Source organism: Solibacillus sp. R5-41 (genome assembly GCF_002736105.1).
Taxonomy (GTDB): Bacteria; Bacillota; Bacilli; order Bacillales_A; family Planococcaceae; genus Solibacillus.
The window spans coordinates 90,072-102,500 of the sequence record NZ_CP024123.1 but is presented as its reverse complement, the minus strand read 5'-3'; the positions used below and the strand labels follow the sequence as shown (position 1 = coordinate 102,500).

Below are 12,429 nucleotides of genomic sequence, written 5' to 3'. Positions count from 1 at the left end.
ATCCGAACTGAGAACGGTTTTATCGGATTAGCTCCCCCTCGCGGGTTGGCAACCGTTTGTACCGTCCATTGTAGCACGTGTGTAGCCCAGGTCATAAGGGGCATGATGATTTGACGTCATCCCCACCTTCCTCCGGTTTGTCACCGGCAGTCTCCTTAGAGTGCCCAACTAAATGATGGCAACTAAGAATAAGGGTTGCGCTCGTTGCGGGACTTAACCCAACATCTCACGACACGAGCTGACGACAACCATGCACCACCTGTCACCGTTGTCCCCGAAGGGAAAACTGTATCTCTACAGTGGTCAATGGGATGTCAAGACCTGGTAAGGTTCTTCGCGTTGCTTCGAATTAAACCACATGCTCCACCGCTTGTGCGGGCCCCCGTCAATTCCTTTGAGTTTCAGTCTTGCGACCGTACTCCCCAGGCGGAGTGCTTAATGCGTTAGCTGCAGCACTGAGGGGCGGAAACCCCCCAACACTTAGCACTCATCGTTTACGGCGTGGACTACCAGGGTATCTAATCCTGTTTGCTCCCCACGCTTTCGCGCCTCAGTGTCAGTTACAGACCAGATAGTCGCCTTCGCCACTGGTGTTCCTCCAAATCTCTACGCATTTCACCGCTACACTTGGAATTCCACTATCCTCTTCTGCACTCAAGTTTCCCAGTTTCCAATGACCCTCCACGGTTGAGCCGTGGGCTTTCACATCAGACTTAAGAAACCACCTGCGCGCGCTTTACGCCCAATAATTCCGGACAACGCTTGCCACCTACGTATTACCGCGGCTGCTGGCACGTAGTTAGCCGTGGCTTTCTAACAAGGTACCGTCAAGGTAGCGCCAGTTACTACGCTACTTGTTCTTCCCTTGCAACAGAGTTTTACGAACCGAAATCCTTCTTCACTCACGCGGCGTTGCTCCATCAGACTTTCGTCCATTGTGGAAGATTCCCTACTGCTGCCTCCCGTAGGAGTCTGGGCCGTGTCTCAGTCCCAGTGTGGCCGATCACCCTCTCAGGTCGGCTACGCATCGTTGCCTTGGTGAGCCGTTACCTCACCAACTAGCTAATGCGCCGCGGGCCCATCCTGTAGTGATAGCCGAAACCATCTTTTAACTTTCGAACATGAGCTCAAAAGTGTTATTCGGTATTAGCCCCGGTTTCCCGGAGTTATCCCAATCTACAGGGTAGGTTACCCACGTGTTACTCACCCGTCCGCCGCTAACTTTCAAAGGATGCAAGCATCCAATGAAAGTCCGCTCGACTTGCATGTATTAGGCACGCCGCCAGCGTTCGTCCTGAGCCAGGATCAAACTCTCCATAAAAGTTAGTTTGAAAGCTCATTTGCTTTGCTAGCGTATCAACATAAAGTTGATATCTATGTTTTGTTTAAGTTCATCACTTAAACGTTTAAATCATTAACGTTTGCTTGTTCAGTTTTCAAGGTTCATTTCGTTATCTCTTTCAAAGTGACAACTTTTATATTTTAACATAACCTCTTATGTTATGTCAACAACTTTTTAAAAGTTGTTTTCACTGTTTTTCAACATCAACTTTTATATCTTACCATCTTCATTTTCAAATGTCAATTCTTTTTTGAAAGGTTTTTCATCTTACTTACCAGATGTTTGTCCGCCTTGTTTTGGCGACGTCTAATAATTTAACATGTAACAAATTTAAAAGCAATAGATTTTATGAGATTAAATTTAATTTTACAAGATATATATTTAAGTGAGTATATTGATGTATTTTCGAGTTCGATATTATTCCAATCTCCTTAAAGAATTATTATAACACGATAACTCTTACTTATTACATTAAAGCAAAGCCGCAATACCACTTTAGGTATTACGGCTTGTTCATTATTATAACTCTTGGCGAAGTGCTTGAATAACCTCTATTTTAGTTGCCTTACGTGCAGGGCGCCATCCAGATAAGATTGCAACAGCTAAGCTAATACTCCCTGCCATGAGCACTAGACTAATAGGAATCGCTGAAAACACAATATCCATTTCTGATAGATCCTCTTGCGACATCGCAAAGGCTAATATATGAGGTAACAATGCATTTGCTGTAAGACTGATAATATAGGATAGCGCAATTGCTAATACGGTACCAATCAACCCAATGAATGCACTTTCCATTAGAAATAAGCGTTGAATAATATTAGGTGAAGCACCAATTGCTTTTAAAACGCCAATTTCTCTCGTACGTTCTGTTACCGCCATCGTCATTGTATTAAAAATTCCAATCGAGGCGATTAACACGGCAATGGTTCCGACGAAAATTAAACCTAACTTTAAAACGGTAAAGAACATATTCATTTGTTCTAATTGCTCGACCACTGAAAAAACAGGATAATTCTTTTCCTTTAATTGTTCTAATACCGGAATTACATACTCTAATGAGTCTACATAAATCGTTGAATTGGGGTATACTAGCAATTCTTCATATAATGTCTTTACTTTTTCATTAAAATAGATGGTCGTATCTTGATACCATTCATAGGAAGGTTCTTTCCAAATACCCACAATTTTAAATGTGCGCTGTTCTGCTACTGTCCCATTTTCATCAATTGGCAATGTAAGCGAGATTTCTTTTCCAATAAGATCACCTTTATAACCTTCATCTGAACCATCATACCAAGAGTCATTTGCGGCCGCCTCTTGCGACTTTTCCTGGATGGCTTGCTTATCATCTTCATTTAGTAGATTTTGAGCGAAATGATATCCGACAACAATTTCTTCACCAGTTTTCGGCAACTTCCCCGCGCTTAATGTGTTTGGTAACTTTTGTTGTGCCTCCATATCGATTAACAATCCAGTTGAAATACTTTCACGCTCTTCAAATACCCCCTCTACAGAACCGGGTAGATCAGCTTTACTTAAAATTACATTTACATGATCTAAGCTTTGAATCCATTGCTCGTCCTCTTTTGTTAGCTCTTCTTCTCCCCATAGCTGGATTTCAGTAATTTCTTCACGATTTAATATTTCATTTTGCATTGTCGATTGAATTCCAAAACCAATAGAAGCAAGTACGATTAAAAAGGCACAGCCAATCATCGTTGCCAAAATTGTTGTGGTTACGCGTAATTTGTTTTTCTTCATATGTTGGAACACAAATTGGAGTTGGTCTTTAAATAGCATTCGCGTTAGCCTCCTTTAATACACCGTCGGACATACGTAAGGTGCGATTAGCAATAGAAGCGACTTCCTCATCATGTGTGATAATTATAAACGTAATCATATTCTCTGAATTGAGTTGCTGGATAAGTGACAAAATTTCCTGCTCCGTTTGCATATCTAAGCTTCCGGTTGGCTCGTCCGCTAAAATAACGGGTGGATCAGTTACCATCGCTCGCGCAATCGATACACGCTGTTGCTGTCCACCTGATAGTTCGTTCGGATAATGATCAGCTACTTCTGATAAACCGACACGCTCTAGCAATTGCTGGACTTTTTGCTTTCGAATACTAGGATTGATCCCTTTTAACTTTAAAGGCAATTCAACGTTTTCAAATACATTTTGCCCTGGAAGTAACTGAAAGTTTTGAAAAATAAACCCGAAATGTTTTAAGCGAAATGCCGCACTTTCTTTTTCCGAGAACTGCGCCATTTCTGTTCCTCGTATTAAAACAGAGCCACTATTAGGTTTTAAAAACCCTGCTAACACTTGCAGCAATGTTGATTTCCCTGAGCCACTTTTCCCTACAATTGAAACGATTTCGCCTTCCTCAACAGAAAACTCGATCCCTTTTAATACATATACCTTTTTCTCTTTATCCTTTTTTCCAATCGTAAAGGCATGAGTTAGGTTTTTGACTGTAATCATTTATACCATCCTTTATTTCAGTTTCTATTTATAAGTGTAACAAGTAATTCTGAAGATTAAGTGTAGGGAAATATGAAGATATTCTTAAGGAAGATTCGCTGGCAATTGAAGTAAGTACCGCTCACTTTATTTTGGTTACACCCTCCATGAATAAGTACATACAAAAAAACACACAAAACAAGTCTGTGTGTTTCACCAAAAAATTTTATAAAATTAATGAACTTCTTCGATAATGACACCATCACTCATTTTGACGATATTATCTGTATACATCAGCATCTCCTCATCATGTGTCACCATTAATGTCGTGATGTTCAGTTTTTTTGTCAGCTCTTGAATTAAACACATCACTTCTGCTGAGCGTTTTGAATCAAGGCTCGCTGTCGGTTCATCAGCAAATAGAATTTTTGGTTGATGAATGATTGCACGGGCAATCGCGACACGCTGCTTTTCCCCACCGGATAATGATGCCGGATAGGCTGATTTTCGATGATTCATTCCAACTAACTCTAGTACACGTGCTATCTCTTGTTGTTGCTCACGCTTTTTAAGCTTTGTTTCCGCTACCTCTAACATTAATCCCAATTGCTCTTCTACCGTTAAAAAAGGAACTAAATGTGCAAATTGAAATACAAACCCGAATTGCTTAGCTCGTAAAACACGTATTTGTTCTGCACTCATATCGGTTACAACCTGCCCGTTAAAAGCAATTTTTCCCTCTGTCGTTGGCTGTAGACCAGCGGCAATCGTTAACAACGTACTTTTTCCTGAACCCGATGCGCCGACAAGTGCCGTAATTTCTCCTTCTTGTAGTGTTAAATTAACACCCTTTAATATTTCTTCCTGCACTTCACCCGTTTTAAATGATTTACGAATTCCTTCTAATTGAAAAATCGTCATATTAAGCCTCTCCTTGTTGAATTGCTTGTAGTGGTTCAATATTTTTGATTTGTACACCTGATAATGTCGAGCCGATAAAGCCAATGACTAAAAATACACCTGAAAGTTGAAGTGTTGTCGCAAAAGTTAAAGTAAATGGCATACCGCTTGGAGCAAAGCTATTGAATAATTGGCTGAGCGTGATCGAAATAATTAATGCAATACTTGTAATCACAATCATTTGCGTCCAAATAAGCACGAACAGATTGCTCGTCTTCAAGCCGATTGCCTTTAAAATACCGTAAAGGCCGATTTTTTGTACATTCATCATATAGAAGAAAATGGCAAATAACATTCCGCTAATGACAACTAAAAACCACACAATCATATTTAATGAAAGTTGTTCTGCTTTATAGCTTGAAATCGTATTTAAAAATTGCTTGTTTGAAAATCCTTCTAAACCTGCATATTGCGCAGTATCGTCACCATTCGGAACATACAGTAATTGCAATTCATTAACGCGATAGATTTCTTTGAAGTTTTCTATATTAATATATGCCACTGGAGAATGGCTGAATTTTTTTAAATCAACAAAGCCAACCACTTTTAGTTCACCTGAAAATTGATTATTCGTTAAAACATCACCTAATTGAATCCCTTTATCTTGTAATGATTTGTCTAATACAACTTCTCCTGCTTTTACATTTTCAAAATAAGGGGACTCTGTCGAAGTGACGAATGCTACACCGTGCTGTTTGTCTGCTGCGTCATTGACAAAACCCATTTGAATCGAAAGCGCCACTGCATCCTCTTGCTCGTCGAGTACTTGCTGTTGGGACTTTTCATTAATTCGTGACATATTAAGCGTTTGGTCCGCGTCATCACTCATATAAAACTGTCCTTCTGGTAAATCTATAACTAAAGCCGCATTGTCTTGTGATAGACCATTTGCTAGTCCTGATATCATAAACGTTAATAAACTAACTAAAAAAACGATTGATCCTAAAATTACAAATTTAGCTTTATTTTTTTTAATTTCTTTTAATGCTAATTTCATTATTTTACCCCCCATTTATTTTCTACCCCCATCTTATAATAGCTATCTGAACTGAATATGAACTTACTTCATAATTAATCAGATAAAATGCCGGAACTTTTCCGTTCGCTATTACGTACAGAAAGATAATTACCATTTTGTTGTATAAATAGGAGGTTTTTTCATTGTCATTTTCTTTTATTAATCCTGAACAGTTTGGTCAGATATTTCAAAGTGAAGGTTTCGAGGAAATTTACCGTTGCACGTCGTCTGATTTCCAACAATTACTATCATTAGAACAATTCATTACAGTAGCTTCATCTTTTAATGAAGGCGTTCGACATTATCAAATTGAATTTACATCCTCATTGCAAAATTTAGATCGCTATATTTGGTTAGATGATCAAAAAGAAAGAGGAATTGCTGTTTCTTTTGATCAATTCAATCAAATTCAAAGTTTATTAATAAAGCCGTACATAACTTATCCTGACACCGACAATCGCTTGACTCAAAATGCGTATAGCATGCCAATATCGGGTGAATGGTTTGTTTTTTGGGGCGGTGCCAATGAATTCATCAACTACCATTATGCCTATGAACATATGCGCTATGCATACGACCTTGTGAAAGTTCATGAAGGCGTATCTTTTCAAAATACGCCCACTCGAAACGAAAACTTCTACGCATTTAATGAGGAAATTTTAGCCCCTGCAGATGGTAAGGTGATTAAATTGATGGATGGCTTTGTGGATTGTATTCCTGGTGAAATGGATGCTGAAAACGCTGCAGGAAACTATGTTGTCCTGGAACATGCTAATAAAGAATATAGTTTGTTAGCGCATTTAAAGAAAGACTCCATCCAAGTTGTAATAGGAGAGCTTGTAAAAGAAGGGCAATGCATTGGAAAGTGCGGGAATTCCGGAAACTCTTCCGAACCGCATTTACATTTTCACATTATGGATTCGCCTGATTTACAAAATGCAAATTCATTGAGGATTCAATTTAAAGACGGGATTGAACCAATTCAAGGGGACACGATTTCAAATACTTCACAACAGCAAGGTACGTTCAAGGAAAAATTTCAATAAGATGGAAACACCTTGACGCTTAGTGAGTTTCTTTTGTTAGTTCCAAGAGCGATCGCCCAATTTTTTAAGTAAAAAAACAGGAAAACCCGCGCGTCTCTCGCACAGGTTTTCCTGTTTTACTTTTTCTATAATTATTTCGCTGTATGACGCATTGTTGGGAATAATAGTACGTCACGGATTGATGGTGAGTTTGTTAATAGCATGATTAGGCGGTCAATTCCGATACCTAATCCACCAGTTGGCGGCATACCGTATTCTAATGCTTCGATGAAATCATTGTCCATTTCATGTGCTTCATCGTTACCCGCTGCTTTTTCAGCCATTTGAGCTTCAAAGCGTTCGCGTTGATCGATTGGGTCATTTAATTCTGTGAAGGCATTTGCATGCTCACGACGAACGATAAATAACTCAAAGCGGTCTGTGAAGCGCTCGTCTGCAGGGTTTTTCTTCGCAAGTGGTGAAATTTCCACTGGATGACCTGTAATGAATGTTGGCTGCACTAATGTTTCTTCTACTTTTTGCTCGAAGAATTCATTAATAATGTGACCTACTTCATGCGCGTCTTTAATTTCAACACCGTGTTCTTTTGCATGTGCACGCGCTTCTTCTACTGTCATTGGTGTCCAGAAATCTACACCTGTTGCTTCCTTAACTGCATCGACCATATGTTGACGTTTCCAACCTACCGCTAAATCGATTGTGTCTTCTCCGTACTGTACAGAAGTTGTACCTAATACTTCTTGTGCAACATGGGCAACTAAATTTTCAGTTAAATCCATAATGTCATTGTAATCCGCGTACGCTTCATATAATTCAATCATCGTGAATTCTGGATTATGACGAGTTGAAACACCTTCATTACGGAATACACGACCGATTTCGTATACTTTTTCTAAGCCACCAACGATTAAACGTTTTAAATGTAGCTCAATTGCGATACGCATGTATAATTCCATATCTAATGCGTTGTGATGTGTAATAAACGGACGTGCCGCTGCACCACCAGCAATTGTGTGAAGCATAGGTGTTTCCACTTCTAAAAAGCCTTGATTATCTAAGTAGTTACGAATCGCACGAATAATTTTTGAACGTGCAATGAATGTTTCCTTGCTGTCTGCGTTTGTCATTAAATCTAAATAACGTTGACGGTAGCGTTGTTCAATGTCTTGTAAACCATGGAACTTCTCCGGCATCGGACGCAATGCTTTTGTTAAGAAAATGAATTCTGTTGCTTTTACTGATAATTCGCCTACTTGTGTACGGAATACATTCCCTTTTACACCGACGATATCGCCAAGATCCGCTTTATTGAAAAGCTCGTATGCATCATCGCCCACAGCATCTTTACGCACGTAAATTTGAATTTGACCCGCTAAATCTTGAAGATGCGCAAATCCAGCTTTTCCTTTACCGCGCTTTGTCATAATACGTCCTGCGATTACAACTTCTTTTGGTTCTGCTTCTAATTGCTCTTTATCGAACTGATCGAACTCCACTGTTACCTCTGTTGATAAATGCGTACGTTCGAAACGTCCACCAAATGGATCTAAGCCGTTTTCACGAATATCTGTCATCTTTTGGCGACGAACCAAAAGTTGGTCGTTTAATTCTTCTATGTTTGACACGTTTGTCACTCCTTAATTAGTTGTTCGCAGTCCGCGCGACACTTTTACAATATTTCTATTGTACCGTATTTCTGTCGTGCGTTCACCCATTTCGAATTAATTCACATCGTTTTCGAAATATTGTATTTTTCTGAAAAAAGAAAAACACCACAATTGTGATGTTTTTGTCTTTCCATTATGCATTGGGCCAATAGGTTATTGGTCACTCAGGCGTTGCCGTAGGACGCGGTATTTTTAGCCTCTGTTCCACGATTTCAGACGATTTCTGTTTTTGCCACTTCCGCTACCATAGCTTCGAGTTCTTCTATTTCTGATACAACATTATTAATTAACGTCACTAATTCTAGCTTTGTTTCTGCTTGGTTAATGGCATTGCGGATTTTACCATTGCCACGAATTCCTTTTAAATACCACGATGCATGTTTACGCATTTCGCGCACTGCCACTGTTTCACCTTTTAATTGCATTAAGCGTTCAAAATGAAGTAAGCATACATCCATTTTTTCGCGTACACTTGGCTCTGGTTTTAACTCACCCGTCTCAAGATAGTGTACCGTTTGATAAATCATCCATGGGTTTCCCAGTGCTGCGCGACCGATCATAACACCATCTGCCCCTGTATGCTCTAAAATACGTTTCGCATCTTGCGGCGTTTCTACATCGCCATTTGCCATAAACGGGATATTAATATTTTCATTTACTTCTTTTAAAATATCCCAGTTTGCTTTTCCTTCATACATTTGAACACGTGTACGACCATGCATCGCAATAGCTGAAGCACCAGCACGTTCTGCAGCTTGCGCATTTTCTACTGCAAATACACGCTCGTCATCCCATCCGATTCGCATCTTCACTGAAACTGGTTTATCTACAGCATCTACTACCGCCGCTACCATTTCGTAAATTTTATTTGGATCTAATAAAAGCTTCGCACCCGCTTCGCATTTAATAATTTTATTAACAGGGCAACCCATATTAATATCAATAATGTCTGCAGGTGTGTTTTTATCTACATACTTGGCAGCTTGTACTAAATTTTCCTTATCGCCACCGAAAATTTGAAGAGAGAGTGGGTTTTCACGCTCGTCAATATACAGCATGCCCATTGTTTTTTCATTGCGGAAGTTAATCGCTTTGTCACTAATCATTTCCGCATAGACTAAACCTGCGCCAAATTCTTTTACTGTTAAGCGGAATGCCGAGTTACAAATACCTGCCATTGGGGCAAGTACAACACGGTTATCCATGACATGTTTACCAATTTGGAATGGCTTTTCTTGTACGCTTGGTACGCTTGTCATTGTTATTTCCTCCTGTATTGGTATTAACCTTTAATACACTACCTATTTAAATTCGTTTAAACTTTCGAAACGCATGAATTCATCGACCGAATCTACCTTTTTCCAAAGCTTTACGCCTTCTTGTTCTATATTGAATGCTTGCAAAGTGCGCGTAGATTTTTCATGAATCATCTCATCACTAGGCGCAATTTCCTGCAAGGGTACTAAAACAAATGCACGTTCATACATTCTTGGATGCGGAATAATTAAGCTTTCTGTTTCAATATTTTCGTGATTATAGAGCAAGATGTCAAGGTCAATGATTCGAGGACCCCAACGCATTTCTCGAACTCGCCCTAATTCATTTTCGATTGACTGACAAACCTCAAGTAATTCCTGGGCCATTAACGGTGATTCAACCGCTACTGCAATGTTCAAAAAATCCGCTTGTTCTGTATAGCCAACTGCTGCCGTTTCATAAATGGACGAGACACGCTTCACTTGAACAGCGGATTGTTCCATTAAAGCCTGAACTGCCTGCTGCAAGTTTTTTTCACGTTCTCCAATATTTGTTCCAATTGATAAATACACTTCATTCATGAAAATGTACCTCGCACAATTTCCACCGCAACTTCCTTATAATGTCCTGGAATTGGTGGATCTGGCTTAATCACTTCCACACGGCAACCGAAAATTTGCCCTTCATATTGTGTCAAAATGCGCGTAGCAATCGTTTCTGCTACCGCCTCAATTAGCTTGAATGGCTTTCCCTCCATGATCTCTTTGCATATATCATATACACCTACATAGCTAACTGTATCGGTTAACTCATCGGTTTCACCAGCTTGCTTCATGTTTACTGCTAACGATACATTGGCACGGAACCGTTGGCCTAGCACATTCTCTTCTGGTAGTACTCCATGATAGCCGAAAAATTGCATTTCTCTTAAATGAATATAATCCATGTTGTCACTCCTTAATGTCTTGGTTCCAATTCACCTTGGACAATATATTTCCCAACTAACGCATCCATCATTTTTACTGTACGTGCGACTTCCTTCACATCATGAACACGCATCATATGACAGCCCTTTTGTACACCAAATGCACAAGTAGCGGCTGTTCCTTCCACACGTTCCTCAACAGGCAAATCTAACACCGTTCCAATCATCCGCTTACGTGATGTTGCAAGAAGCACTGGATAACCAAGTGCTACTAATTCATCAAGACGTTGCATCGTTTCAATACTTTGGCTCAAATTTTTCACAAAACCGATACCCGGATCAAGTAAAATATGTTTATCTGGAACGCCTGCATTTTTAACGATCGCAATGCTTTCCTCCATATCAGCCATAAATTCTGACCAATAGTTTGTATACGTCGCTGTATTTCTATTGTGCATTAAAATAATTGGAACATTTAGCTCGGCAGCGACATTCGCCATTTGTGGATCTGCCTTTGCCCCCCAAATATCATTGATCATATGTGCCCCAGCTTCAATCGCCGCACGCGCCACTGTGGATTTATACGTATCCACTGAAATAATCGCGGATACTTCCTTCACAAGAGCTCGGATGACCGGTACAATGCGCGCAATTTCTTCTTCGTCTGAAATACGTGTGTAGCCTGGACGTGTTGATTCACCACCAACATCGATTATTTTTGCCCCATCCGCTACCATTTTCTTTGCCTGCTTTAAAGCAGTCTCAACGGAATCATAATGTCCCCCATCTGAAAATGAATCGGGTGTCACATTTAAAATACCCATCACAAATGTTTCCTTCGAATAATCCAGCGCAACGTTATTGATAAGTAAGGGTGTTTTATATTTTTCTAACATTTATTTTCTCCCTAATCGATCGACAATATTTTGTAAGTAGACGTTGTGTAATTTTCCATAAATTCGACCCTCATTGCCCGCAAAACAGATTTGGTCTATATTCGAAATCGGTACAAGCTCTTGTACCGCCGTCGTAATAAAGCATTCATCTGCCTGTTCAAGCTCCTGCTTAATAAAAGACCCTTCACGAACAGGGATTTTCATCTGCTGTGCTAATTCGAGTACGACTTTTCTCGTAATTCCCGGTAAGATACCCGTTTCTATAGATGGCGTAAACAGTATACCACCTTTCACCCAAAAAACATTTGATGTGATTCCCTCGGCTACAATACCTTGATTCGTTGTAAAAAAACCTTCAAATTCCGCCAAGCTCGGCAACTCCAGTCGAGCTCTCACGTTATTTCCATAATGGTGGCTTTTATAGCGGATTTCTTGCTCGGGGCTATTGCGCGGCGTTTTTAGCCATACCGCTTGTTTTTCCGTACCACGCTTTGCTACTTGCAATGGCTTACGGAAAACAATGACTGTCGGTGCCACATATTCCGTTGGTGCTAACCCGATACTATGTGGACCTGCCGAAACATTCAACCTAAAATAGCCATCCTGCCCATCTTGCGCATTTAATTGACGTATGATTTCTTCTAGCTCAGTTAGCGTATAAGGAAACGCAATTCGGTATTCTTTCAATGCCTCTAATAATCGATTCAAATGCTCTTGTAACAAAACAGCCTGTCCCTCGTACGTGCGAAACGTTTCGAAAAAACCAAGTCCATATAAAAAACCATGATCAAATGGTGAAATTCTCATCTCTTGCTCTTCAATATAGTGTCCATTCATCCAACAAAGCACAG

The 12,429-nt window shown here is 39.9% G+C and carries 11 protein-coding genes and 1 rRNA gene (1 of these 12 cut by a window edge); 1 reads left to right on the top strand and 11 read right to left on the bottom strand.

Annotation, left to right across the window (positions count from 1 at the left end):
- From CSE16_RS00485 to CSE16_RS00465, 5 genes are all read right to left on the bottom strand, one after another.
- A 16S ribosomal RNA gene (locus CSE16_RS00485) occupies positions 1-1,321 on the bottom strand; it reaches 236 nt to the left of the window's first position.
- A gap of 540 nt (positions 1,322-1,861) precedes the next feature.
- Positions 1,862-3,145: an ABC transporter permease gene (locus tag CSE16_RS00480; protein WP_099422078.1), complete on the bottom strand. Its 1,284-nt coding sequence runs from the start codon at positions 3,143-3,145 to the stop codon at positions 1,862-1,864.
- Positions 3,135-3,830: an ABC transporter ATP-binding protein gene (locus CSE16_RS00475; RefSeq protein WP_099422077.1), complete on the bottom strand. Its 696-nt coding sequence runs from the start codon at positions 3,828-3,830 to the stop codon at positions 3,135-3,137. Before CSE16_RS00475 ends, CSE16_RS00480 begins: the two co-directional genes overlap by 11 nt.
- A 213-nt stretch (positions 3,831-4,043) precedes the next feature.
- Entirely contained in the window at positions 4,044-4,730 is a 687-nt protein-coding gene (locus CSE16_RS00470) for an ABC transporter ATP-binding protein (RefSeq protein WP_099422076.1), read from the bottom strand.
- 1 nt (position 4,731) lies between these two features.
- Complete coding sequence (locus tag CSE16_RS00465; protein WP_099425706.1) at positions 4,732-5,766, bottom strand: ABC transporter permease; 1,035 nt, start codon at positions 5,764-5,766, stop codon at positions 4,732-4,734.
- 164 nt (positions 5,767-5,930) lie between these two features.
- Between CSE16_RS00465 and CSE16_RS00460 the strand changes: the two genes are divergently transcribed.
- Entirely contained in the window at positions 5,931-6,833 is a 903-nt protein-coding gene (locus CSE16_RS00460) for a M23 family metallopeptidase (protein ID WP_253896135.1), read from the top strand.
- A gap of 131 nt (positions 6,834-6,964) precedes the next feature.
- Here CSE16_RS00460 and lysS read toward each other — a convergent pair whose 3' ends face one another.
- The 6 genes from lysS to pabC form a co-directional block, all read right to left on the bottom strand.
- The gene (gene lysS / locus CSE16_RS00455; protein WP_172954339.1) at positions 6,965-8,467 is read right to left on the bottom strand and encodes a lysine--tRNA ligase; all 1,503 of its coding nucleotides are present in this window, start codon (positions 8,465-8,467) and stop codon (positions 6,965-6,967) included.
- A 245-nt stretch (positions 8,468-8,712) separates the two neighbouring features.
- On the bottom strand, positions 8,713-9,759 hold the full coding sequence (gene dusB / locus CSE16_RS00450) for a tRNA dihydrouridine synthase DusB (RefSeq protein ID WP_099422074.1): 1,047 nt from the start codon (positions 9,757-9,759) through the stop codon (positions 8,713-8,715).
- Positions 9,760-9,801: 42 nt separating this feature from the next.
- Complete coding sequence (gene folK / locus CSE16_RS00445; RefSeq protein WP_099422073.1) at positions 9,802-10,338, bottom strand: 2-amino-4-hydroxy-6-hydroxymethyldihydropteridine diphosphokinase; 537 nt, start codon at positions 10,336-10,338, stop codon at positions 9,802-9,804.
- Positions 10,335-10,703, bottom strand: a complete 369-nt coding sequence (folB, locus tag CSE16_RS00440) for a dihydroneopterin aldolase (RefSeq protein WP_099422072.1) — start codon at positions 10,701-10,703, stop codon at positions 10,335-10,337. The genes folK and folB overlap by 4 nt, the downstream gene beginning before the upstream one ends.
- An 11-nt stretch (positions 10,704-10,714) precedes the next feature.
- On the bottom strand, positions 10,715-11,578 hold the full coding sequence (gene folP / locus CSE16_RS00435; protein WP_099422071.1) for a dihydropteroate synthase: 864 nt from the start codon (positions 11,576-11,578) through the stop codon (positions 10,715-10,717).
- Positions 11,579-12,427 (bottom strand): aminodeoxychorismate lyase, encoded by an 849-nt coding sequence (gene pabC / locus CSE16_RS00430; protein ID WP_099422070.1) that lies wholly within the window; start codon positions 12,425-12,427, stop codon positions 11,579-11,581.
- Between the last annotated feature and the right edge of the window lie 2 nt (positions 12,428-12,429).